This window comes from Bacillus sp. FSL K6-2431 (assembly GCF_038005165.1).
GTDB lineage: Bacteria > Bacillota > Bacilli > Bacillales > Bacillaceae > Bacillus > Bacillus pumilus.
Genome location: NZ_JBBOSQ010000001.1, coordinates 2,003,584 through 2,027,354, shown reverse-complemented (window position 1 = coordinate 2,027,354; position 23,771 = coordinate 2,003,584). Strand labels below are relative to the sequence as shown.

The following is a 23,771-nucleotide window of genomic DNA, read 5'->3' as shown; positions in this document are numbered from 1 at the left end:
AGGAGGAAGTTGTGAATAGAATTGAATCATTTTTGAAAAAACATGATGTTTACCTTGAAAATACGACAGTCATTGTCGGGGTTTCTGGCGGACCAGATTCCATGCTTTTACTGCACGAACTAAACAAACGTCGAAAAGGTTCCTTTCAGCTGATTGCAGCCCATGTAGATCACATGTTCAGAGGAGAAGAATCCTTTGCTGATTTGGCATTTGTTGAGGCATACTGCAAGGAGCAAGGAATTCCTTTTGAATCGGCCCGCATACAAGTTGCCCAATATGCAAAAGAAAACCACTTAAACAAACAGGCAGCTGCAAGAGAGTGCAGATATGCTTTCTTTCGTCAATTGATGGAGCAATACAACGCTCAATTTCTAGCGCTTGCACATCATGGAGACGACCAAGTAGAAACAATGATGATGAGGCTTGTGAGAGGGACAGTTGGAATAGGACTCGCAGGTATCCAAGCAAAACGTCCTTATCAAGATGGATGGCTGATTCGGCCGCTCATTGGATATTCCAAGGATGACGTGCTGACCGCTTGTGAAAAAGAACATATTCCCTATGTCATTGATCAAAGCAATCACACAGATGACTACTTGAGAAACCGGATAAGAAGACACATTCTTCCTGTGTTAAAAGAAGAGGCACCTCATGTACATGAAAGCTTTCAGTTTGTAAGTGACATGCTGACTGAAGATGAGCAATATTTGCAGGCATTAACAAAGGAACAAATGAACCAAGTGATAACGAATCAATCGCCTAAGCAAATTAAGATCAAAACGAAGCCTTTGCTTGACCTGCCTTTGCCTTTACAAAGAAGAGGCATTCAACTAATATTAAACTATCTTTATGAAAACACTCAATCAGCGTTTTCAAACCAGCATATTCTAGGGACTTTGGACTGGTTATCTCATACCGAACAACCGTCTGGATCATTAGATTTGCCAAAAGGTTTACAAGCTGTCAAGTCTTATGATTACTGTATGTTTACCTTTGAACGATCGCTTGTACTAGACCAGACTTATGCTCTTCACTTAAAGGGTGAGCTTGGAGAGAAGCTTTTCCTTCCAAATGGGCAGTCTATCGTGGTATCAAATCATGTTCCGAAGGATGCACGGAACGGAAACCATTTTTTCTTGCTTCAAAAAGATCAAGTTCGTTTCCCTTTGATCATTCGCTCACGAAAAAATGGTGATCGAATGAAACTTAAAGGGATGAATGGATCAAAAAAGGTGAAGGATATATTTATTGATAAAAAAGTGCCTCTTGCAGAAAGAGACAGCTGGCCGATCGTCACTGACTCGGATCATCAAATCATCTGGATCCCAGGTCTGAAAAAATCCGTTTTTGAAGAAATTGATATGACAAACAGCGATCTCATTGTATTACAATATAGACAGCATGAAAATTTGTAGGGGGCAAGCAAAAGCATGAAACAAGATATTGAAAAGGTTTTGATCTCAGAAGAAGAGATCCAGCAAAAAGTGAAGGAACTGGGTGCAACATTAACCAGCGATTATGATGGTAAATTTCCCCTGGCTATTGGTGTTTTGAAAGGGGCTCTTCCATTTATGGCAGACCTGATCAAACACATTGATACATATTTAGAACTTGATTTTATGGATGTATCTAGCTACGGAAAATCTACCGTATCTTCAGGAGAAGTAAAGATCATAAAAGATCTAGATACTTCTGTTGAAGGAAGAGATATTTTAATTATGGAAGATATCATCGACAGTGGGTTAACTTTGAGCTATCTGGTAGAGCTTTTCCGATACCGTAAAGCAAACTCCATAAAAATTGTGACATTGCTTGATAAACCAAGCGGTCGTAAAGCAGACATCAAAGCAGATTATGTTGGATTTGAAGTGCCAGATGCATTTGTTGTCGGCTATGGATTGGATTTCGCTGAACGTTACCGAAACCTCCCGTATATTGGAGTGTTAAAACCATCTGTTTACGAAGGCTAATCAGCATACGTATACATGAGGTTATTGGTTGTATTGGAATGATTTTCTATGATACTATTGAACATAGTTGTGCTTACTGTGGGAGGAGGTAAGGAATGAATCGGGTTTTTCGTAATACGATTTTTTATATACTTATTTTATTACTTGTGATAGGGGTAGTCAGTTGGTTAGGATCCCCTAATCAAAAGCCTGAGAACATGTCTTACAGCAAATTTTCGCAAAATCTAAGTGCGGGAAAAGTGGAGAGTATCTCCATTCAGCCTGTAAGAGGGGTTTATGAAATTCGTGGTCAATTAGATGGCGCGAAGAAAGATGAATACTTCATTACCCATGTTCCAGATGGTCAAGGTGTTGACCAGATTTACAGTGCACTAAAGAATACAGATGTAAAAGTAGAACCAGCACCTGAAACAAATGGATGGCTGCAAGTTCTGACAACCATCATTCCGTTCATCATCATCTTTATCCTGTTCTTCTTCTTACTGAACCAAGCTCAGGGCGGTGGAAGCCGTGTTATGAACTTTGGTAAGAGTAAGGCGAAGCTTTACACAGAAGAGAAGAAACGTGTGAAATTTAAAGATGTTGCCGGTGCAGATGAAGAAAAGCAAGAGCTTGTAGAAGTGGTAGAATTCCTGAAGGACCCACGTAAATTCGCAGAGCTTGGCGCAAGAATTCCTAAAGGGGTTTTACTAGTAGGACCTCCAGGTACAGGTAAAACATTGCTTGCGAGAGCATCTGCAGGAGAAGCAGGCGTTCCTTTCTTCAGCATCAGTGGTTCTGACTTCGTCGAGATGTTCGTCGGTGTCGGTGCATCACGTGTACGTGATTTATTCGAAAATGCGAAAAAGAATGCACCATGCTTAATCTTTATTGATGAGATTGATGCAGTGGGTCGTCAGCGTGGAGCCGGTCTAGGCGGTGGTCATGACGAGCGTGAACAAACGCTTAACCAGCTTCTTGTTGAAATGGATGGTTTTAGTGCGAACGAAGGTATTATTATCATCGCTGCAACGAACCGTGCAGATATCCTAGATCCTGCATTGCTGCGTCCGGGACGTTTTGACCGTCAAATTACGGTTGACCGCCCAGATGTCATTGGCCGTGAAGAAGTACTGAAGGTTCATGCGAAAAACAAACCGCTTGATGATACAGTGAATTTGAAAGCCATTGCAAGCAGAACACCTGGGTTCTCTGGAGCAGATCTTGAGAACTTACTAAACGAAGCAGCACTTGTTGCTGCCCGTCATAACAAAAAGAAAATTGATATGCGTGATATCGACGAAGCGACTGACCGTGTAATCGCTGGGCCGGCGAAGAAAAGCCGCGTCATTTCGAAGAAAGAACGTAATATCGTGGCTTACCATGAAGCGGGTCATACCGTTATTGGTCTTATCCTAGACGAAGCGGACATGGTGCATAAAGTAACGATCGTTCCTCGTGGTCAGGCAGGCGGATATGCGGTCATGCTTCCAAGAGAAGACCGTTATTTCCAAACGAAGCCAGAGCTTCTTGATAAAATTGTCGGCTTGCTCGGCGGTCGTGTTGCAGAGGAAATTACGTTTGGTGAAGTAAGTACAGGTGCTCACAACGACTTCCAGCGTGCAACTGGCATTGCAAGAAAAATGGTTACAGAGTTCGGTATGTCTGATAAACTTGGTCCACTTCAATTCGGTCAAGCACAAGGAGGTCAAGTATTCCTTGGCCGTGACTTTAACAACGAACCGAATTATAGTGAAGCGATCGCTTACGAAATTGACCAAGAAATTCAGCGTTTCATCAAGGACAGCTACGAACGTGCGAAACAAATTCTCACTGAGAATAAAGATAAGCTAGAAATCATCGCACAAGCCCTTCTAGAAGTTGAAACATTAGATGCTGAGCAAATTAAATCTCTTTACGAAACTGGAAAGCTTCCAGAGCGTGTATACGCAGATGACGAAGAGAAAAACGATGATGTGAAAGTGAACATCAAGAAAAAAGAAGAAGATGAGGAGATCTAATCTCCTTCTGTGAAAGCTGCCGGGATCATCGGCAGCTTTTTTTATTTCGATTCCTGAATGGATCGGTTTCGAATTGTTTACAAATGGAACTCAATTCGTGTATGGTATGATAGAAAGTCGAAAAATGCTCTTTTTGAGAAACTATTCAAAGTGGTGATGAAGTTGTTACTCGTGATAGATGTAGGGAACACAAATACCGTTTTAGGTGTTTATCATAATGGCGATCTAAACTACCATTGGCGAATTGAAACAAGCCGTCATAAAACAGAAGATGAATTTGGTATGGCCATCAGGTCTTTATTTGATTATGTCGGGCTGATGTTTGACCAAATAGAAGGAATTATCATCTCGTCTGTTGTCCCGCCAATGATGTTTGCATTAGAAAGAATGTGCGAGAAGTACTTTCACATAACTCCCCAAATTGTAGGGCCTGGGATGAAGACAGGATTAAACATTATGTGTGACAATCCAAAGGAAGTCGGGGCTGATCGAATTGTGAATGCAGTAGCGGCGATTCATCTATATGGAGCACCTCTCATTGTCGTAGACTTTGGCACAGCGACAACCTACTGCTTTATCAATGAACAAAAACAATACATGGGTGGGGCAATAGCACCTGGTATTACCATCTCAACAGAAGCTTTATATACAAGAGCGGCGAAACTGCCGAGAATTGAAATTGTCCGTCCAGATCACATTGTTGGAAAAAACACCATCAGTGCCATGCAATCCGGCATCCTTTATGGATATGTTGGGCAAGTCGAGGGAATAGTGAAACGGATGAAGCAGCAAGCGAAACAAACACCGAAAGTCATTGCAACAGGCGGTTTGTCCACATTGATTGGAAATGAATCAGACTGCATTGATATTGTTGATCCGTTCTTAACATTAAAAGGACTTCAACTCATTTATGAACGTAATCGTGTCGGTGTACTATAGGAGGTTTAAAATCGAATGGACTACTTAGTTAAAGCGTTAGCATATGACGGAAAAGTCCGAGCATATGCTGCAAACACAACAGATACAATCAACGAAGCACAAAGAAGACACCATACATGGCCAACAGCATCAGCAGCGATTGGCAGAACAATGACAGCTACAGTCATGATGGGTGCTATGCTGAAAGGTGAAAATAAGCTAACGGTCAAAATTGAAGGCGGTGGACCAATCGGTGCCATCATTGCTGATGGAAACGCAAAGGGCCAGGTGCGCGGATATGTCTCAAACCCACAAGTCCATTTTGACTTAAATGAACATGGCAAGCTGGATGTTAGACGTGCAGTCGGGACATCTGGAACGTTAAGTGTTGTTAAAGATATCGGGCTGAAAGATCACTTTACAGGACAAACGGAGATCGTTTCAGGTGAAATTGGAGATGACTTCACTTATTACCTTGTCTCTTCTGAGCAAGTGCCTTCCTCTGTAGGTGTAGGGGTTTTGGTCAATCCAGATAACTCGATCCTTGCAGCAGGCGGTTTCATCATTCAATTACTGCCTGGAACAGAAGATGCTGTCATTGAAAGATTAGAAAAGCGGCTCTCAACCATTGAACCCATTTCTAAACTCATTGAAAAAGGGATGACACCAGAAGAAATCTTAGAAGAAGTACTCGGAGAAAAACCTCAAATTTTAGAAACTGTACCTGTCGAATTCTCTTGTAACTGCTCAAAAGAACGTTTTTCTAATGGCATTATCAGCCTAGGAAAAGCCGAAATTGAAGACATGATTGAACAAGACGGACAAGCAGAAGCTCAATGCCATTTTTGTAACGAAACGTATGTATTTACAAAAGAAGAGCTAGAAGAGCTACGTGAAGAAATAACCCGCTAAGCTCTAAGCAGCGGGTTTTCTTTTTAGAATGGAAAGGAGACGAAAGATGAGACTAAAAGCAAGAGTAGTATGGACATTTATTCTCGTGTTGCTTATGATCAATGCCGTTGTCATTGCATATGTATTAACAAAGTCGCAAATGTCACAGGCTTCTTCAAACGGGAAGAGCGGTGAAGAAATTGCGTCGATTGGAAAAGAGAAGGTGACACGTCAAGAATGGTTAAAGAAGATGGAAGACCGCTATGGAAAGGCAACACTTGAGCAAATGATTAATCAGAAGGTGGTCGATCAGCTTGCGAAAGAAAACAAGCTTGAGGTGTCCTCAAAAGAAATCAATCGTGAATTGTTGATGCTTAAAGCGGTATCAAATAATTTCTACGAAGATGGACATACGAGTGAAAAGGACTGGACAGAACAGATTCGTTATCAAATATTATTAGAGCAGCTTTTAACGAGAGATGCTGTCGTTTCCGAAAAAGAAGCGAAATCCTTTTATGAAAAAAACAAGGACTTATATCAATATGATGATTCATACCGTATTCGTCATATCGTCGTGAAGACAAAGGGCGAAGCTGAAAATGTATTGAAGGATCTAAAAGGCGGATCTAGCTTTGAAGCGGTGGCAGCTGAACGCTCCATTGACCGCTACACCTCTCCATATGGCGGAGATCTTGGGTTTGTGACAGAAGAACAAGAAAGTATCCCAGCCCTATACATACAGGAAGCTCAAAAGCTTCAGCCAGATGAATGGACAAAAGAACCGATCGAGACCAAAAACGGGTATGCCATTATTCAATTGAAAGAAAAATTAGATGGCCGCTCCTTCTCGTATGAAGAAGTCAAAAATCAGATCAAAAGGCAGATTGCCATGGAAGATCTAGGTGAAAAGGCGAATGTTAAAACCCTGTGGAAAGAAGCAAAAGTCACATGGTTTTACGATGGCGAGCAGGACTAAAAGCATTGACAAAATTTTTCGAAATTGATAATTTAATATTAATACAATAAAATTACTCGGAGATAGAGGTGTTAGTGATGGCTCGTATTGCAAATTCAGTTTTTGAACTAATAGGAAATACACCAGTCGTTAAATTAAACCGTTTAGTAGATGAAGACAGTGCGGATGTCTACTTGAAACTTGAATATATGAACCCGGGCAGCAGTGTAAAAGATCGTATTGCGTTAGCGATGATCGAAGATGCTGAAGCGAAAGGTACTTTAAAAGCCGGCGACACGCTCATCGAACCAACAAGCGGAAACACAGGGATCGGTCTTGCAATGGTAGCGGCAGCTAAAGGAATTAACGCAATTCTAGTGATGCCAGACACAATGAGTCAGGAGCGCCGCAACCTTTTACGCGCTTATGGTGCAGAGCTTGTATTAACACCAGGTGCAGAAGGAATGAAAGGTGCCATCAAAAAGGCAGAAGAATTGGCAGAAGAGCACGGTTACTTCATGCCTCAGCAATTTAACAACGAAGCCAATGCGGAGATTCACCGTCGTACTACAGGAAAAGAAATTCTTGAACAGTTTGACGGCGAGCTTGATGCATTTATTGCAGGTGTTGGTACGGGCGGCACAATTACGGGTGCTGGTGAAGTCCTCAAAGAAGCCATCCCGTCGATTCAGCTTTATGCGGTAGAGCCGACAGATTCTCCTGTACTATCAGGAGGAAAGCCAGGCCCACATAAAATCCAAGGGATTGGGGCAGGTTTTATCCCTTCCATCTTGAACACGGAAGTATATGATGGCATTATCCAAGTGAAAAACGAAGATGCATTTGAGCTTGCAAGAAAAGCAGCGAAAGAGGAAGGAATCCTTGGCGGTATTTCTTCAGGAGCAGCTATTTACGCAGCACTTCAAACAGCGAAGAAGCTTGGTAAAGGGAAAAAGGTTCTCGCAATTATCCCAAGTAATGGGGAGCGTTACCTCAGCACACCCCTTTATCAATTCGATTAAACCGATTACCCCAGCATTTGCTGGGGTTTTTTTATGAAATCTGTAGATGGAAAGCAAATACTATTTTCTAAATAAATTGGATTGCATTACAATAAGATTAATGAAAATGAAAAAGGATGATAACATGACACAACGCAGGCCGATGGGCATCAAAATTCCTTTTACGAAAGATGCATTCTTGAAAAGATACGAACAATTAACTGCTGGCGAAACACACCATGTTCTGCTTGAAAGTGCTCGCGGCGGTTCATACAGCATTGCTGGCATTCACCCAATCGCTAAAGCGAAGGGAAAAGACGGGATGACAACCATCCATTATCAAGATGAGGTGCTGTTCAAAGAAGGCGATCCATTTAGAGCGTTTACGGATTGGTTCCAAACCCTTCGAACCGAAACGAATGAGGAATACCCTGATTTTCAAGGTGGGGCGATTGGATTTTTAAGCTATGATTATGCTAGATATATCGAGCATTTTAAGATGCTGTCCATTGATGACCTGAAAACACCTGACCTTTATTTTCTCGTGTTTAATGATGTTGCGGTCTTTGATCATGAAGAAAACGTGCTGTGGCTGATCACTCACACAGAGGGAGCGGAATCTGTGAGTGTCACTCATCAAAGACTTGAAGATTTGAAGCAAAAGTGGACAAGCTCTGCAAAAGAATCAGCGCAATCACCTGTTTATGAACCTTCTGCAGAATTTGTACCAGCAGCACCTTTTACCGAAGAAACCTTTGGAGAAGCAGTAGAGAAGATTAAGCAATATATCGCAAGCGGTGATGTGTTCCAAGTGAATTTATCCATCAGACAAGATGAACAGCTCCACACCCACCCTTATGATTTATACAAAACGTTACGTCAAGTCAATCCATCTCCTTATATGTCTTATCTGCACACGCCTGATTTCCAAATTGTTTGTGGATCTCCAGAGCTGCTGATTAAGAAAAAGGGGACTCAATTAGAAACAAGACCGATTGCGGGTACAAGATCAAGAGGCAAAGACGATGCTGAGGATCAAGCGCTGGCAAAAGAGCTCATTGAAAATGAAAAAGAACGCGCGGAGCATGTGATGCTCGTGGATCTTGAGCGGAATGACCTTGGACGCGTGTCCACTTATGGCTCAGTAAGAGTGAACGAATTTATGGCGATTGAGAAATATTCACACGTGATGCACATTGTATCCAACGTACAAGGGGAACTGCGTGATGATTGTGATGCAGTAGATGTCATGAGAGCTGTATTCCCAGGCGGCACAATTACAGGTGCTCCAAAGGTGAGAACAATGGAAATCATAGAAGAGCTTGAGCCGACAAGGCGTGGGCTTTATACTGGATCTATAGGCTGGTTTGGATTCAATCAAGATATGCACTTTAACATCGTCATTCGTACGGCGTACTGCACTGAAGGCAAAGCCTTTATGCAATCGGGTGCTGGGATCGTCATCGATTCTGTACCAAAGCACGAATACAAAGAATCGATTAAAAAAGCCTATGCAGTAAAAAAAGCATTACAGTTGAGCAAAGAAGAGACTATTTTGAGTTAGAGGTGAGCAGAGCATGATATTAATGATTGATAATTATGATTCATTTACGTACAACCTGGTCCAGTATTTAGGTGAGCTTGGAGAAGAATTGATTGTGAAACGGAATGACCAAGTAACCATTCAAGAAATCGAAGAACTCAAGCCAGATTTTCTCATGATTTCTCCAGGGCCATGCAGTCCTGATGAAGCGGGAATTAGTATGGAGGCAATCAAGCACTTTGCGGGAAGTATTCCGATCTTCGGTGTGTGCCTGGGGCATCAATCCATTGCGCAAGTCTTTGGAGGGGATGTCGTTCGTGCTGAACGCTTAATGCATGGTAAAACGTCAGAGATTGCTCATGACGGAAAAGGTGTCTTCACTGGACTCCAAAATCCGCTCGTCGCAACGAGATATCATTCGTTAATTGTCAAAAATGAAACGCTGCCGGAGTGCTTTGACGCAACAGCCAGTACAAAGGAAGGTGAGCTCATGGCCATTCGCCATAAAGAGCTACCAATTGAAAGTGTACAGTTTCATCCTGAATCGATTATGACGTCCTTCGGAAAAGAAATGCTGAAAAATTTCATTGAAACCTATCGTAAAAAGGGGCATGAAGTAAACGCATGATCATTTATCTGAACGGTCAGTATATAGAGGAGAAAGACGCGACTCTTTCTCCTTTTGATCATGGTTTTCTATATGGCATCGGTGTATTCGAAACATTTACCAGCCTGGCAGGACAAGTCTTTCTGTTAGATTGGCACCTTGAAAGGCTCAATCAATCATTGCGTGACCTTTGCATCGAATCCACAATAGAGAAACCATTTGTACTCGACATCATTCATACCTTACTAAATAAAAACGAAATAGCCGGTGGTCATGCGAGAATTCGCTTCAATGTTTCTGCAGGCAGAGGCAATGGATTTTCTGCAGATCCTTATGAAGAGCCTGTCGTGTTTGTCATGATCTCTCCATTCCGGCCCGAATCTATTTTAGATGAGAAGCAGGGAGTCATTCTTCAAACGAGAAGAAATACGCCGGAAGGTTCAAGGCGCCTCAAGTCTCATCATTATATGAACAACCTGCTGGCTAAAAGAGAAGTGGGGAATGATCCGTCGTTAGAAGGCATCTTTTTAACAAAAGAAAATGATGTGGCAGAAGGCATTACCTCCAATGTATTTTGGCGAAAAGGCGATGTGATTTATACACCGTCACTTGATACAGGCATTTTAAATGGGGTCACTCGTCGATATTGTATCGAAACACTCCAAGCGATGGAGGCGTCGCTAAAAGTAGGGCGATACCCGGTCTCCCATTTGCTATCAGCTGATGAGGCATGGATGACCAATTCTGTTCAAGGGATTGTGCCTTTCGGAAGTATAGGGGAAATCTCCTTGCACCAAAACAGCCGGATCATCTCAACGAAATTGAGAACACAATATACTAAAGAACGTCTAGAACATAAAGAGTAGGTGGACACAATGACACAACAAGTGATAAAACAGCCTAAAATCATACAAGCCAAGCACCACACCCTTAGTTATGAAGAAAAGACATTGGTCATGGGCATTTTAAATGTCACACCTGACTCTTTTTCAGATGGAGGAAAGTTTAATCAAGTGGATAAAGCGCTGGCTCATGCGGCGCAGCTGATAGAGGACGGGGCACATATCATTGATATAGGCGGAGAATCGACTCGCCCAGGAGCGGCGTTTGTCTCAGAACAAGAGGAGCTTTCAAGAGTCATTCCCGTCATTGAAAAGATCACAAAAGAATTGGATGTACCGATTTCCATTGATACGTATAAAGCCCATGTGGCAGATGAAGCAGTGAAAGCCGGAGCTTCCATCATCAATGATGTATGGGGAGCGAAGGCAGATCCTCAAATGGCGCATGTGGCAGCGAAGCACAATGTGCCGATTATTTTAATGCACAATCGGCCAGAGCGAAACTATACACATCTAATTTCAGATATGATCGCAGATTTGAAAGAAAGTGTTCAAATTGCGAAACAAGCGGGTGTCCGTGATGACATGATCATATTAGACCCAGGTATAGGGTTTGCGAAAAATAAAGAGGACAACCTGATAGTGATGAATGAGCTCGAACATTTTTGTCACCTTGGGTATCCACTGCTCTTAGCTACATCTCGAAAGCGATTCATCGGAGCTGTCTTAGACCTGCCACCGGAAGAACGTACTGAAGGAACGGGGGCTACGGTCTGCCTTGGGATTCAAAAAGGCAGTGCGATGGTTCGTGTACATGATGTAAAAGAAATCGCAAGAATGGCAAAAATGATGGATGCCATGTTGAATAAGGGAGGCGCTTATCATCGATAAAGTATATGTAAATGGAATGGAATTTTACGGCTACCATGGCGTATTTGCAGAAGAAAATAAATTAGGACAGCGGTTCCGTGTGGATTTAACAGCTTCACTTGATTTAAGTAAAGCCGGACAAACGGATGACCTCAATGAGACGATCAATTATGCAGAGCTCTACCATATCTGCAAAAGCATTGTAGAGGGTGAATCAGTCAACCTCGTTGAAACACTGACAGAAAGAATTGCGAGCCAAGTGTTAAAGGACTTCCCGACAGTTCAGGAATGTACAGTGAAGGTGATCAAACCAGATCCGCCAATTCCAGGACACTATCAGTCCGTTGCCATTGAAATGACGAGATCGCGCGCATGAACAATACCGCATACATCGCTTTAGGTTCGAACATAGGGAAAAAGGAAACCTATTTAAAAGAAGCCGTCAAAAAACTGCACGAACATCCAGAGGTTCAAGTAGAATCAATCTCATCTATATATGAAACAACTCCTGTAGGTTACGAAAACCAAGATGACTTTTTAAATATGGCTGTGAAAATTTCCACCTCGCTTCGTCCGCATGAACTACTGACACTTACTCAGAAAATCGAGCAAGAGTTAGGCAGAACAAGAGAAGTGAAATGGGGACCGCGAACGGCTGACCTTGACATTTTACTTTATAATCGTGAAAATATTGAAACAGAACAGCTTGTAGTGCCACATCCTAGAATGTACGAACGTTTATTCGTTCTCGTTCCGATGAGTGAGATTTGCCCAGAAATCGGCGAAGTACAAATAAATGCCGTAACAGACCAAGAAGGTGTAAGCATATGGAAAAAGATATGTGGGGTAGAAGAATTCGTGCATACCGAAAGCTAAAAGGGTATACTCAGGAAGGGTTCGCGAAAAGACTGGGCATCTCTGTCTCTGTCTTAGGAGAAATTGAGCGAGGCAATCGATTACCAACAAACCAATTGGTTGATCAAATAGCAGATGCTTTAAATATAACGGTGGAAGAACTTTCACCAATTCTTGAAGAAGGAAGGAGGGGAAATGATGTTTAAAATCGGAGATATCGACATTAAAAACAAAGTGGTGCTCGCACCTATGGCTGGTGTGTGCAACTCTGCCTTCAGACTGACAGTGAAAGAGTTTGGAGCAGGTTTAGTCTGCGCTGAAATGATCAGTGACAAGGCGATCCTGATCAACAATGCAAGAACAATGGGTATGCTATACATTGATGAACGGGAAAAGCCTTTGAGCCTTCAGATATTTGGAGGTGAAAAAGACACTCTCGTTGAAGCAGCAAAGTTTGTAGACCAGAATACCACAGCGGACATTATTGATATCAACATGGGCTGTCCTGTACCGAAGATTACGAAATGTGATGCAGGAGCGAAATGGCTGCTTGATCCAAACAAGATTTATGAAATGGTCTCTGCTGTTGTAGATGCTGTAGATAAACCTGTTACGGTGAAAATGAGAATGGGCTGGGACGAAGATCATATCTTCGCTATCGACAATGCCGGTGCTGTTGAACGAGCAGGTGGACAAGCGGTTGCGCTTCACGGGCGGACACGTGTGCAGATGTACGAAGGAACAGCGAATTGGGATATTATAAAAGAGGTCAAACAATCTGTTTCCATTCCTGTCATCGGCAATGGAGATGTTAAAACCCCTCAAGATGCAAAACGTATGCTTGATGAAACGGGTGTAGATGCTGTCATGATCGGAAGAGCCGCACTAGGAAACCCGTGGATGATCTATCGAACGGTTCATTATTTAGAAACGGGTGAACTGAAAGAAGAGCCAAATGTACGTGAGAAGATGTCAGTGTGCAAGCTTCACTTAGACAGACTCATTGATCTAAAAGGCGAGCATGTGGCTGTCAGAGAAATGAGAAAGCACGCAGCATGGTACTTAAAAGGTGTCCGAGGCAATGCGGACGTGAGAAATCAAATCAATCAAAGCGAAACGAGAGCGGAGCTTGTACAAGTTCTTGATGACTTTACGATCGAAGCCGAGGCAAAAGAGCTTCAAAGTATAAAAGTAGGATAAGACTATCTTTCTTTTTGTAGCTCACTGCTAGTGCATGTACTGGCAGTTTTTCTGCTTTTCTCTGCAAAATACATTATTGGAGTGATATAAATGAGTAATGAAGGGCTTAATAACGAAGAATTAAATGACCAATTCCAGGTCAGACGTGACAAAATGAATAAAATGAGAGAAGAGGGTATCGATCCATTCGGTGAACGATATGACCGTTCTCATCAAACTGCACAAATTATTGCAGAATACGATGAGTTTTCTAAAGAAGACTTAGAAGAAAAGTCTGCCCAAGTGACAATCGCTGGACGTATGATGACAAAGCGTGGAAAAGGGAAAGCTGGCTTTGCGCATATACAAGACTTAGAAGGACAAATTCAAATCTACGTTCGTAAAGATAGTGTAGGAGAAGAAGCTTACGAATTATTCAAAAGCTCAGACTTAGGTGATATTATCGGTGTAACAGGAGCGGTATTTAAAACGAATGTAGGAGAACTTTCTATTAAAGCGACTAGCTTTGAGGTTCTCACAAAAGCACTTCGCCCACTTCCTGATAAATATCATGGACTTAAAGATGTTGAACAACGTTATCGTCAGCGTTACCTTGACCTGATTGTAAATCCAGAGAGTAAGCAGACGTTCATCATGCGAAGCAAGATCATTCAATCTATGAGAAGATACTTAGATTCTAAAGGATACCTAGAAGTTGAAACACCAACTATGCACAGCATCCCTGGTGGTGCATCAGCACGTCCTTTCATTACTCATCATAATGCACTGGATATGCCGCTCTATATGCGTATTGCGATTGAATTGCACTTAAAACGCCTCATTGTCGGTGGCCTAGAGAAAGTATACGAGATTGGCCGTGTATTCCGTAACGAAGGTGTATCAACTCGTCATAACCCAGAATTCACTATGATCGAGCTGTACGAAGCTTACGCAGATTACAAAGACATCATGAACCTAACTGAAAACCTGATTGCTCATATTGCCGAAGAGGTACTAGGGACAACCACGATTCAATATGGAGAAGATGAAATTGATCTCAAGCCTGAATGGAAAAGACTCCATATGGTTGAAGCGGTCAAAGAAGCAACTGGTGTAGACTTCTGGCAGGAGATGTCTATAGAAGAAGCGAAACAGCATGCAGCTGATCACGGAATTGAAATTACGAAAAACATGACAGTAGGTCATATCATCAATGAGTTCTTCGAGCAAAAAGTTGAGGAAACATTGGTGCAGCCTACCTTTATTTACGGACACCCAGTGGAGATTTCTCCATTAGCTAAGAAAAATCCTGAAGATCCTCGCTTCACTGATCGCTTTGAGCTATTTATCGTACGCCGTGAACATGCTAATGCATTCACAGAGCTAAACGATCCAATCGATCAAAGAGAACGATTCGAAGCTCAATTAAAAGAACGTGAAGAAGGAAATGACGAAGCGCATCTAATGGATGACGATTTTGTTGAAGCATTAGAATATGGTATGCCTCCAACAGGCGGACTAGGAATCGGTATCGACCGGTTAATCATGCTATTAACAAATTCTCCATCAATCAGAGATGTACTGCTTTTCCCACAAATGAGAAACCGCTAATACATCAATTAAAGCGCCATTTTAACTATGGCGCTTTTTATTTTTCATAAAATGAAACTTTTTTTAAAAAAACTATTGCAAGGAAAGAATCAAGGTGGTATATTATTATTCGTTGCCGCAAAACAGCAACGAGGTTAAAAAAAGAAATTGAAAAAACTTCTTGACTTTAACCAATACGAAATGTTAAGATATTAAAGTCGCTTACGAGTGATAACGAAAATGATCTTTGAAAACTAAACAAGACAAAACGTACCTGTTAATTCGAGTTTTTATAAAAAAATCCTATGTTATATCATAGGTAGTCAGTCAAACGCTGACGAAAAACAAAACTTCGGTTTTGTACTTTTTCGGAGAGTTTGATCCTGGCTCAGGACGAACGCTGGCGGCGTGCCTAATACATGCAAGTCGAGCGGACAGAAGGGAGCTTGCTCCCGGATGTTAGCGGCGGACGGGTGAGTAACACGTGGGTAACCTGCCTGTAAGACTGGGATAACTCCGGGAAACCGGAGCTAATACCGGATAGTTCCTTGAACCGCATGGTTCAAGGATGAAAGACGGTTTCGGCTGTCACTTACAGATGGACCCGCGGCGCATTAGCTAGTTGGTGGGGTAATGGCTCACCAAGGCGACGATGCGTAGCCGACCTGAGAGGGTGATCGGCCACACTGGGACTGAGACACGGCCCAGACTCCTACGGGAGGCAGCAGTAGGGAATCTTCCGCAATGGACGAAAGTCTGACGGAGCAACGCCGCGTGAGTGATGAAGGTTTTCGGATCGTAAAGCTCTGTTGTTAGGGAAGAACAAGTGCGAGAGTAACTGCTCGCACCTTGACGGTACCTAACCAGAAAGCCACGGCTAACTACGTGCCAGCAGCCGCGGTAATACGTAGGTGGCAAGCGTTGTCCGGAATTATTGGGCGTAAAGGGCTCGCAGGCGGTTTCTTAAGTCTGATGTGAAAGCCCCCGGCTCAACCGGGGAGGGTCATTGGAAACTGGGAAACTTGAGTGCAGAAGAGGAGAGTGGAATTCCACGTGTAGCGGTGAAATGCGTAGAGATGTGGAGGAACACCAGTGGCGAAGGCGACTCTCTGGTCTGTAACTGACGCTGAGGAGCGAAAGCGTGGGGAGCGAACAGGATTAGATACCCTGGTAGTCCACGCCGTAAACGATGAGTGCTAAGTGTTAGGGGGTTTCCGCCCCTTAGTGCTGCAGCTAACGCATTAAGCACTCCGCCTGGGGAGTACGGTCGCAAGACTGAAACTCAAAGGAATTGACGGGGGCCCGCACAAGCGGTGGAGCATGTGGTTTAATTCGAAGCAACGCGAAGAACCTTACCAGGTCTTGACATCCTCTGACAACCCTAGAGATAGGGCTTTCCCTTCGGGGACAGAGTGACAGGTGGTGCATGGTTGTCGTCAGCTCGTGTCGTGAGATGTTGGGTTAAGTCCCGCAACGAGCGCAACCCTTGATCTTAGTTGCCAGCATTTAGTTGGGCACTCTAAGGTGACTGCCGGTGACAAACCGGAGGAAGGTGGGGATGACGTCAAATCATCATGCCCCTTATGACCTGGGCTACACACGTGCTACAATGGACAGAACAAAGGGCTGCGAGACCGCAAGGTTTAGCCAATCCCATAAATCTGTTCTCAGTTCGGATCGCAGTCTGCAACTCGACTGCGTGAAGCTGGAATCGCTAGTAATCGCGGATCAGCATGCCGCGGTGAATACGTTCCCGGGCCTTGTACACACCGCCCGTCACACCACGAGAGTTTGCAACACCCGAAGTCGGTGAGGTAACCTTTATGGAGCCAGCCGCCGAAGGTGGGGCAGATGATTGGGGTGAAGTCGTAACAAGGTAGCCGTATCGGAAGGTGCGGCTGGATCACCTCCTTTCTAAGGATATATGGAGCAGTGTGCGTTTTCGTCTTGTTTAGTTTTGAAGGATCATTCCTTCAAGACATGTCTCTAGCGAGACAGGATTGTTCTTTGAAAACTAGATAACAATAAGTAATACATTCACATTGAATGCAATGCAAAGTTCATCACACATAGTGATTCTTTCTAAAGTAAGAAATGGTTAAGTTAGAAAGGGCGCACGGTGGATGCCTTGGCACTAGGAGCCGATGAAGGACGGGACGAACACCGATATGCTTCGGGGAGCTGTAAGCAAGCTTTGATCCGGAGATTTCCGAATGGGGAAACCCACTGCTCGTAATGGAGTAGTATCCATACTTGAATACATAGAGTATGAGAAGGCATACCCGGGGAACTGAAACATCTAAGTACCCGGAGGAAGAGAAAGCAAATGCGATTCCCTGAGTAGCGGCGAGCGAAACGGGAACAGCCCAAACCAAGAGGCTTGCCTCTTGGGGTTGTAGGACACTCTATACGGAGTTACAAAGGAACGATATAAGCGAAGAGGTCTGGAAAGGCCCGCCAAAGAAGGTAACAGCCCTGTAACTGAAATGTTGTTCTCTCCAGAGTGGATCCTGAGTACGGCGGAACACGTGAAATTCCGTCGGAATCCGGGAGGACCATCTCCCAAGGCTAAATACTCCCTAGTGACCGATAGTGAACCAGTACCGTGAGGGAAAGGTGAAAAGCACCCCGGAAGGGGAGTGAAATAGATCCTGAAACCGTGTGCCTACAAGTAGTCAGAGCCCGTTAAAGGGTGATGGCGTGCCTTTTGTAGAATGAACCGGCGAGTTACGATCCCGTGCAAGGTTAAGCAGAAGATGCGGAGCCGCAGCGAAAGCGAGTCTGAATAGGGCGCATGAGTACGTGGTCGTAGACCCGAAACCAGGTGATCTACCCATGTCCAGGGTGAAGTTCAGGTAACACTGAATGGAGGCCCGAACCCACGCACGTTGAAAAGTGCGGGGATGAGGTGTGGGTAGGGGTGAAATGCCAATCGAACCTGGAGATAGCTGGTTCTCTCCGAAATAGCTTTAGGGCTAGCCTCAAGGTAAGAGTCTCGGAGGTAGAGCACTGATTGGACTAGGGGCCCCTACCGGGTTACCGAATTCAGTCAAACTCCGAATGCCGATGACTTATCCTTGGGAGTCAGACTGCGAGTGATAAGATCCGTAGTCGAAAGGGAAACAGCCCAGACCGCCAGCTAAGGTCCCAAAGTATACGTTAAGTGGAAAAGGATGTGGAGTTGCTTAGACAACCAGGATGTTGGCTTAGAAGCAGCCACCATTTAAAGAGTGCGTAATAGCTCACTGGTCGAGTGACTCTGCGCCGAAAATGTACCGGGGCTAAACGTATCACCGAAGCTGCGGACTGTTCTTACGAACAGTGGTAGGAGAGCGTTCTAAGTGCTGTGAAGTCAGACCGGAAGGACTGGTGGAGCGCTTAGAAGTGAGAATGCCGGTATGAGTAGCGAAAGACGGGTGAGAATCCCGTCCACCGAATGCCTAAGGTTTCCTGAGGAAGGCTCGTCCGCTCAGGGTTAGTCGGGACCTAAGCCGAGGCCGAAAGGCGTAGGCGATGGACAACAGGTTGATATTCCTGTACCACCTCCTCACCATTTGAGCAATGGGGGGACGCAGGAGGATAGGGTAAGCGCGGTATTGGATATCCGCGTCCAAGCAGTTAGGCTGGGAAATAGGCAAATCCGTTTCCCGTAAAGGCTGAGCTGTGATGGCGAGCGAAATTTAGTAGCGAAGTTCCTGATTCCACACTGCCAAGAAAAGCCTCTAGCGAGGTGAGAGGTGCCCGTACCGCAAACCGACACAGGTAGGCGAGGAGAGAATCCTAAGGTGATCGAGAGAACTCTCGTTAAGGAACTCGGCAAAATGACCCCGTAACTTCGGGAGAAGGGGTGCTTCTTAGGGTGTTAAAGCCCCGAGAAGCCGCAGTGAATAGGCCCAGGCGACTGTTTAGCAAAAACACAGGTCTCTGCGAAGCCGTAAGGCGAAGTATAGGGGCTGACGCCTGCCCGGTGCTGGAAGGTTAAGAGGAGCGCTTAGCGTAAGCGAAGGTGCGAATTGAAGCCCCAGTAAACGGCGGCCGTAACTATAACGGTCCTAAGGTAGCGAAATTCCTTGTCGGGTAAGTTCCGACCCGCACGAAAGGCGCAACGATCTGGGCACTGTCTCAACGAGAGACTCGGTGAAATTATAGTACCTGTGAAGATGCAGGTTACCCGCGACAGGACGGAAAGACCCCGTGGAGCTTTACTGCAGCCTGATATTGAATGTTGGTACAGCTTGTACAGGATAGGTAGGAGCCTTGGAAACCGGAGCGCTAGCTTCGGTGGAGGCATCGGTGGGATACTACCCTGGCTGTATTGACCTTCTAACCCGCTGCCCTTATCGGGCAGGGAGACAGTGTCAGGTGGGCAGTTTGACTGGGGCGGTCGCCTCCTAAAATGTAACGGAGGCGCCCAAAGGTTCCCTCAGAATGGTTGGAAATCATTCGCAGAGTGTAAAGGCACAAGGGAGCTTGACTGCGAGACCTACAAGTCGAGCAGGGACGAAAGTCGGGCTTAGTGATCCGGTGGTTCCGCATGGAAGGGCCATCGCTCAACGGATAAAAGCTACCCCGGGGATAACAGGCTTATCTCCCCCAAGAGTCCACATCGACGGGGAGGTTTGGCACCTCGATGTCGGCTCATCGCATCCTGGGGCTGTAGTCGGTCCCAAGGGTTGGGCTGTTCGCCCATTAAAGCGGTACGCGAGCTGGGTTCAGAACGTCGTGAGACAGTTCGGTCCCTATCCGTCGCGGGCGCAGGAAATTTGAGAGGAGCTGTCCTTAGTACGAGAGGACCGGGATGGACGCACCGCTGGTGTACCAGTTGTTCTGCCAAGGGCATCGCTGGGTAGCTATGTGCGGACGGGATAAGTGCTGAAAGCATCTAAGCATGAAGCCCCCCTCAAGATGAGATTTCCCATTCCGCAAGGAAGTAAGATCCCTGAAAGATGATCAGGTTGATAGGTCTGAGGTGGAAGCGTGGTGACACGTGGAGCTGACAGATACTAATAGATCGAGGACTTAACCTATATTCTAATGTGAAGCTTGAACATTGTTATCTAGTTTTGAGAGAACATTCTCTCCATCAGGTTTGGTGGCGATAGCGAAGAGGTCACACCCGTTCCCATACCGAACACGGAAGTTAAGCTCTTCAGCGCCGATGGTAGTTGGGGGTCTCCCCCTGTGAGAGTAGGACGCCGCCAAGCTTGTATAAGGATCAGTTCCATACGGAACTGGTCTTTTTTGTGTTTTTGAAAAAATTACTTCTATTAAATCACTTTGTAAAGTGAGAAGTGATGATGTAGTAAGCCTCATCGATCAATTAATTTTTCTGTTCGTCTCACGTTCATGTACTCTCATTGAACAACGTAGCTGTTGTGTGGATCGGTCGTTCAATTCGTTTAGAATGAAGATCAAAAGCATAGAAAGCAGCCAATAAGAATTTTCTTTGGCAGCCAGATACAGAGGGCTGTTTAGAGACACACTAGATAACTGAGTATTGCCAAAGAACATATAGCACCTTCAGTCAATTTTTTCGCCCGCTCTAAGTAAGAACAAGAAAGAATCAATAACTAACTTGTTAACCAAGTAACACTTTAATATTGAAGATGGTAAAGAACAGCATCATTCACGGATATTTTTGCACGAAAATGATTTCTCAGAAAAATAAAATAATAAAAGAATCCCTTCTCTAGATGATTTGTATGAGAAGATATATTGAAGAAAACAAGCATATAAAAAGCGTGAAAAGGGTCATTTCACACCAATAAAGCTTTATTAGAGCGCTTTTTAACAAAAAAACATAAAAAAATGAAAAAAAGACTTTTAAAATGATGAGACAAGTGGTAAACTTCTTTAGGTGCCTTAACGAAAAGATGAAAAAAACAACGTTAAAATAAATTCAAAAATTATTTTAAAAAAGTCTTTACAAACAATATCTTATCGTTATATAATACTACTTGTCGGATCGAGAGACATTCGAAATGACAACACAATATGGAGGATTAGCTCAGCTGGGAGAGCATCTGCCTTACAAGCAGAGGGTCGGCGGTTCGAGCCCGTCATCCTCCACCATATTTATTCTTACATAATGTTAGGATAGATAAAGCCGGTGTAGCTCAACTGGTAGAGCAACTGACTTGTAATCAGTAGGTTGGGGGTTCAAGTCCTCTTGCCGGCACCAGTTTCATATGGTAAGATAGACAAGTCGCTTTTAAAGCGAGCCATTAGCTCAGTTGGTAGAGCATCTGACTTTTAATCAGAGGGTCGAAGGTTCGAGTCCTTCATGGCTCACCATGTTTCATGCGGGTGTGGCGGAATTGGCAGACGCGCTAGACTTAGGATCTAGTGTCTTTATGACGTGGGGGTTCAAGTCCCTTCACCCGCATTGCCAAGTAAAATAAAGAAATCCTGTAATGCGGAAGTAGTTCAGTGGTAGAACACCACCTTGCCAAGGTGGGGGTCGCGGGTTCGAATCCCGTCTTCCGCTTATACCATCCACGCCGGGGTGGTGGAATTGGCAGACACACAGGACTTAAAATCCTGCGGTAGGTGACTACCGTGCCGGTTCAAGTCCGGCCCTCGGCATTATAAAATAAGCGCCCGTAGCTCAATTGGATAGAGCGTTTGACTACGGATCAAAAGGTTAGGGGTTCGACTCCTCTCGGGCGCGCCATTAAGATCGGGAAGTAGCTCAGCTTGGTAGAGCACTTGGTTTGGGACCAAGGGGTCGCAGGTTCGAATCCTGTCTTCCCGACCATCTTTTATGGGGCCTTAGCTCAGCTGGGAGAGCGCCTGCCTTGCACGCAGGAGGTCAGCGGTTCGATCCCGCTAGGCTCCACCAATATGATCTTTGAAAACTAAACAAGACAAAACGTACCTGTTAATTCGAGTTTTTATAAAAAAATCCTATGTTATATCATAGGTAGTCAGTCAAACGCTGACGAAAAACAAAACTTCGGTTTTGTACTTTTTCGGAGAGTTTGATCCTGGCTCAGGACGAACGCTGGCGGCGTGCCTAATACATGCAAGTCGAGCGGACAGAAGGGAGCTTGCTCCCGGATGTTAGCGGCGGACGGGTGAGTAACACGTGGGTAACCTGCCTGTAAGACTGGGATAACTCCGGGAAACCGGAGCTAATACCGGATAGTTCCTTGAACCGCATGGTTCAAGGATGAAAGACGGTTTCGGCTGTCACTTACAGATGGACCCGCGGCGCATTAGCTAGTTGGTGGGGTAATGGCTCACCAAGGCGACGATGCGTAGCCGACCTGAGAGGGTGATCGGCCACACTGGGACTGAGACACGGCCCAGACTCCTACGGGAGGCAGCAGTAGGGAATCTTCCGCAATGGACGAAAGTCTGACGGAGCAACGCCGCGTGAGTGATGAAGGTTTTCGGATCGTAAAGCTCTGTTGTTAGGGAAGAACAAGTGCGAGAGTAACTGCTCGCACCTTGACGGTACCTAACCAGAAAGCCACGGCTAACTACGTGCCAGCAGCCGCGGTAATACGTAGGTGGCAAGCGTTGTCCGGAATTATTGGGCGTAAAGGGCTCGCAGGCGGTTTCTTAAGTCTGATGTGAAAGCCCCCGGCTCAACCGGGGAGGGTCATTGGAAACTGGGAAACTTGAGTGCAGAAGAGGAGAGTGGAATTCCACGTGTAGCGGTGAAATGCGTAGAGATGTGGAGGAACACCAGTGGCGAAGGCGACTCTCTGGTCTGTAACTGACGCTGAGGAGCGAAAGCGTGGGGAGCGAACAGGATTAGATACCCTGGTAGTCCACGCCGTAAACGATGAGTGCTAAGTGTTAGGGGGTTTCCGCCCCTTAGTGCTGCAGCTAACGCATTAAGCACTCCGCCTGGGGAGTACGGTCGCAAGACTGAAACTCAAAGGAATTGACGGGGGCCCGCACAAGCGGTGGAGCATGTGGTTTAATTCGAAGCAACGCGAAGAACCTTACCAGGTCTTGACATCCTCTGACAACCCTAGAGATAGGGCTTTCCCTTCGGGGACAGAGTGACAGGTGGTGCATGGTTGTCGTCAGCTCGTGTCGTGAGATGTTGGGTTAAGTCCCGCAACGAGCGCAACCCTTGATCTTAGTTGCCAGCATTTAGTTGGGCACTCTAAGGTGACTGCCGGTGACAAACCGGAGGAAGGTGGGGATGACGTCAAATCATCATGCCCCTTATGACCTGGGCTACACACGTGCTACAATGGACAGAACAAAGGGCTGCGAGACCGCAAGGTTTAGCCAATCCCATAAATCTGTTCTCAGTTCGGATCGCAGTCTGCAACTCGACTGCGTGAAGCTGGAATCGCTAGTAATCGCGGATCAGCATGCCGCGGTGAATACGTTCCCGGGCCTTGTACACACCGCCCGTCACACCACGAGAGTTTGCAACACCCGAAGTCGGTGAGGTAACCTTTATGGAGCCAGCCGCCGAAGGTGGGGCAGATGATTGGGGTGAAGTCGTAACAAGGTAGCCGTATCGGAAGGTGCGGCTGGATCACCTCCTTTCTAAGGATATATGGAGCAGTGTGCGTTTTCGTC

15 protein-coding genes, 9 tRNA genes, 4 rRNA genes and 1 pseudogene are annotated in these 23,771 nt (G+C 45.0%); all 29 read left to right on the top strand.

Features of this window, described 5'->3' with window-relative positions; genetic code table 11:
• Positions 1-11 precede the first annotated feature (11 nt).
• The 29 genes and pseudogenes from tilS (at position 12) to MHH40_RS09940 (ending at position 23,738) form a co-directional block, all read left to right on the top strand.
• Positions 12-1,434: pseudogene (gene tilS, locus MHH40_RS10080) on the top strand (tRNA lysidine(34) synthetase TilS).
• Complete coding sequence (hpt, locus tag MHH40_RS10075) at positions 1,431-1,970, top strand: hypoxanthine phosphoribosyltransferase (RefSeq protein ID WP_003217950.1); 540 nt, start codon at positions 1,431-1,433, stop codon at positions 1,968-1,970. The pseudogene tilS and the gene hpt overlap by 4 nt, the downstream one beginning before the upstream one ends.
• A gap of 95 nt (positions 1,971-2,065) precedes the next feature.
• Positions 2,066-3,970: an ATP-dependent zinc metalloprotease FtsH gene (ftsH, locus tag MHH40_RS10070; protein WP_034620893.1), complete on the top strand. Its 1,905-nt coding sequence runs from the start codon at positions 2,066-2,068 to the stop codon at positions 3,968-3,970.
• Between the two features lie 162 nt (positions 3,971-4,132).
• Entirely contained in the window at positions 4,133-4,909 is a 777-nt protein-coding gene (locus MHH40_RS10065) for a type III pantothenate kinase (protein ID WP_050945788.1), read from the top strand.
• A gap of 15 nt (positions 4,910-4,924) precedes the next feature.
• Positions 4,925-5,800, top strand: a complete 876-nt coding sequence (gene hslO, locus MHH40_RS10060; protein ID WP_003217983.1) for an Hsp33 family molecular chaperone HslO — start codon at positions 4,925-4,927, stop codon at positions 5,798-5,800.
• Positions 5,801-5,846: 46 nt separating this feature from the next.
• Entirely contained in the window at positions 5,847-6,755 is a 909-nt protein-coding gene (locus MHH40_RS10055; RefSeq protein ID WP_050945787.1) for a peptidyl-prolyl cis-trans isomerase, read from the top strand.
• Positions 6,756-6,832: 77 nt separating this feature from the next.
• Positions 6,833-7,756 (top strand): cysteine synthase A, encoded by a 924-nt coding sequence (gene cysK / locus MHH40_RS10050; RefSeq protein WP_003217917.1) that lies wholly within the window; start codon positions 6,833-6,835, stop codon positions 7,754-7,756.
• A gap of 124 nt (positions 7,757-7,880) precedes the next feature.
• Positions 7,881-9,299, top strand: coding sequence for an anthranilate synthase component I family protein (locus MHH40_RS10045; RefSeq protein ID WP_050945807.1), 1,419 nt, complete (start codon positions 7,881-7,883; stop codon positions 9,297-9,299).
• Between the two features lie 13 nt (positions 9,300-9,312).
• Complete coding sequence (gene pabA / locus MHH40_RS10040) at positions 9,313-9,906, top strand: aminodeoxychorismate/anthranilate synthase component II (protein WP_003217897.1); 594 nt, start codon at positions 9,313-9,315, stop codon at positions 9,904-9,906.
• Positions 9,903-10,751 (top strand): aminodeoxychorismate lyase, encoded by an 849-nt coding sequence (pabC, locus tag MHH40_RS10035; protein ID WP_251191522.1) that lies wholly within the window; start codon positions 9,903-9,905, stop codon positions 10,749-10,751. The genes pabA and pabC overlap by 4 nt, the downstream gene beginning before the upstream one ends.
• Positions 10,752-10,760: 9 nt before the next feature.
• Complete coding sequence (gene folP / locus MHH40_RS10030; protein WP_106036312.1) at positions 10,761-11,618, top strand: dihydropteroate synthase; 858 nt, start codon at positions 10,761-10,763, stop codon at positions 11,616-11,618.
• Positions 11,611-11,973 (top strand): dihydroneopterin aldolase, encoded by a 363-nt coding sequence (folB, locus tag MHH40_RS10025; protein WP_034620891.1) that lies wholly within the window; start codon positions 11,611-11,613, stop codon positions 11,971-11,973. Before folP ends, folB begins: the two co-directional genes overlap by 8 nt.
• Entirely contained in the window at positions 11,970-12,473 is a 504-nt protein-coding gene (gene folK / locus MHH40_RS10020; RefSeq protein WP_340901024.1) for a 2-amino-4-hydroxy-6-hydroxymethyldihydropteridine diphosphokinase, read from the top strand. The genes folB and folK overlap by 4 nt, the downstream gene beginning before the upstream one ends.
• Positions 12,425-12,658, top strand: a complete 234-nt coding sequence (locus tag MHH40_RS10015) for a helix-turn-helix domain-containing protein (RefSeq protein WP_003217963.1) — start codon at positions 12,425-12,427, stop codon at positions 12,656-12,658. Before folK ends, MHH40_RS10015 begins: the two co-directional genes overlap by 49 nt.
• Entirely contained in the window at positions 12,651-13,652 is a 1,002-nt protein-coding gene (dusB, locus tag MHH40_RS10010) for a tRNA dihydrouridine synthase DusB (RefSeq protein WP_340901022.1), read from the top strand. The genes MHH40_RS10015 and dusB overlap by 8 nt, the downstream gene beginning before the upstream one ends.
• A 90-nt stretch (positions 13,653-13,742) precedes the next feature.
• Positions 13,743-15,242: a lysine--tRNA ligase gene (lysS, locus tag MHH40_RS10005; RefSeq protein ID WP_340901021.1), complete on the top strand. Its 1,500-nt coding sequence runs from the start codon at positions 13,743-13,745 to the stop codon at positions 15,240-15,242.
• A 344-nt stretch (positions 15,243-15,586) separates the two neighbouring features.
• Positions 15,587-17,135, top strand: a 16S ribosomal RNA gene (locus tag MHH40_RS10000).
• A gap of 182 nt (positions 17,136-17,317) precedes the next feature.
• Positions 17,318-20,248: ribosomal RNA gene (locus tag MHH40_RS09995) — 23S ribosomal RNA — on the top strand.
• A gap of 61 nt (positions 20,249-20,309) precedes the next feature.
• Positions 20,310-20,425, top strand: a 5S ribosomal RNA gene (gene rrf / locus MHH40_RS09990).
• A gap of 792 nt (positions 20,426-21,217) precedes the next feature.
• Positions 21,218-21,293: transfer RNA gene (locus MHH40_RS09985), tRNA-Val, on the top strand.
• 33 nt (positions 21,294-21,326) lie between these two features.
• Positions 21,327-21,402, top strand: a tRNA-Thr gene (locus tag MHH40_RS09980).
• A gap of 37 nt (positions 21,403-21,439) precedes the next feature.
• Positions 21,440-21,515, top strand: a tRNA-Lys gene (locus MHH40_RS09975).
• An 8-nt stretch (positions 21,516-21,523) separates the two neighbouring features.
• Positions 21,524-21,606 (top strand) — tRNA-Leu (locus MHH40_RS09970).
• A 30-nt stretch (positions 21,607-21,636) separates the two neighbouring features.
• Positions 21,637-21,708, top strand: a tRNA-Gly gene (locus MHH40_RS09965).
• A gap of 12 nt (positions 21,709-21,720) precedes the next feature.
• Positions 21,721-21,806: transfer RNA gene (locus MHH40_RS09960), tRNA-Leu, on the top strand.
• 11 nt (positions 21,807-21,817) lie between these two features.
• A tRNA-Arg gene (locus MHH40_RS09955) sits at positions 21,818-21,894 on the top strand.
• 7 nt (positions 21,895-21,901) lie between these two features.
• A tRNA-Pro gene (locus MHH40_RS09950) sits at positions 21,902-21,978 on the top strand.
• An 8-nt stretch (positions 21,979-21,986) separates the two neighbouring features.
• Positions 21,987-22,062 (top strand) — tRNA-Ala (locus MHH40_RS09945).
• Between the two features lie 127 nt (positions 22,063-22,189).
• Positions 22,190-23,738, top strand: a 16S ribosomal RNA gene (locus MHH40_RS09940).
• Together the 16S, 23S and 5S rRNA genes with 9 tRNA genes alongside form the textbook arrangement of a ribosomal RNA operon.
• Positions 23,739-23,771: the final 33 nt, after the last annotated feature.

Excerpts from the sequence above, each read along its gene's own strand:
- hpt (WP_003217950.1), top strand. The coding sequence starts at position 1,431 with ATGAAACAAGATATTGAAAAGGTTTTGATCTCAGAAGAAGAGATCCAG.
- ftsH (WP_034620893.1), top strand. The coding sequence starts at position 2,066 with ATGAATCGGGTTTTTCGTAATACGATTTTTTATATACTTATTTTATTA.
- hslO (WP_003217983.1), top strand. The coding sequence starts at position 4,925 with ATGGACTACTTAGTTAAAGCGTTAGCATATGACGGAAAAGTCCGAGCA.
- MHH40_RS10055 (WP_050945787.1), top strand. The coding sequence starts at position 5,847 with ATGAGACTAAAAGCAAGAGTAGTATGGACATTTATTCTCGTGTTGCTT.
- cysK (WP_003217917.1), top strand. The coding sequence starts at position 6,833 with ATGGCTCGTATTGCAAATTCAGTTTTTGAACTAATAGGAAATACACCA.
- MHH40_RS10045 (WP_050945807.1), top strand. The coding sequence starts at position 7,881 with ATGACACAACGCAGGCCGATGGGCATCAAAATTCCTTTTACGAAAGAT.
- pabA (WP_003217897.1), top strand. The coding sequence starts at position 9,313 with ATGATATTAATGATTGATAATTATGATTCATTTACGTACAACCTGGTC.
- pabC (WP_251191522.1), top strand. The coding sequence starts at position 9,903 with ATGATCATTTATCTGAACGGTCAGTATATAGAGGAGAAAGACGCGACT.
- folP (WP_106036312.1), top strand. The coding sequence starts at position 10,761 with ATGACACAACAAGTGATAAAACAGCCTAAAATCATACAAGCCAAGCAC.
- folK (WP_340901024.1), top strand. The coding sequence starts at position 11,970 with ATGAACAATACCGCATACATCGCTTTAGGTTCGAACATAGGGAAAAAG.
- MHH40_RS10015 (WP_003217963.1), top strand. The coding sequence starts at position 12,425 with ATGGAAAAAGATATGTGGGGTAGAAGAATTCGTGCATACCGAAAGCTA.
- dusB (WP_340901022.1), top strand. The coding sequence starts at position 12,651 with ATGTTTAAAATCGGAGATATCGACATTAAAAACAAAGTGGTGCTCGCA.
- lysS (WP_340901021.1), top strand. The coding sequence starts at position 13,743 with ATGAGTAATGAAGGGCTTAATAACGAAGAATTAAATGACCAATTCCAG.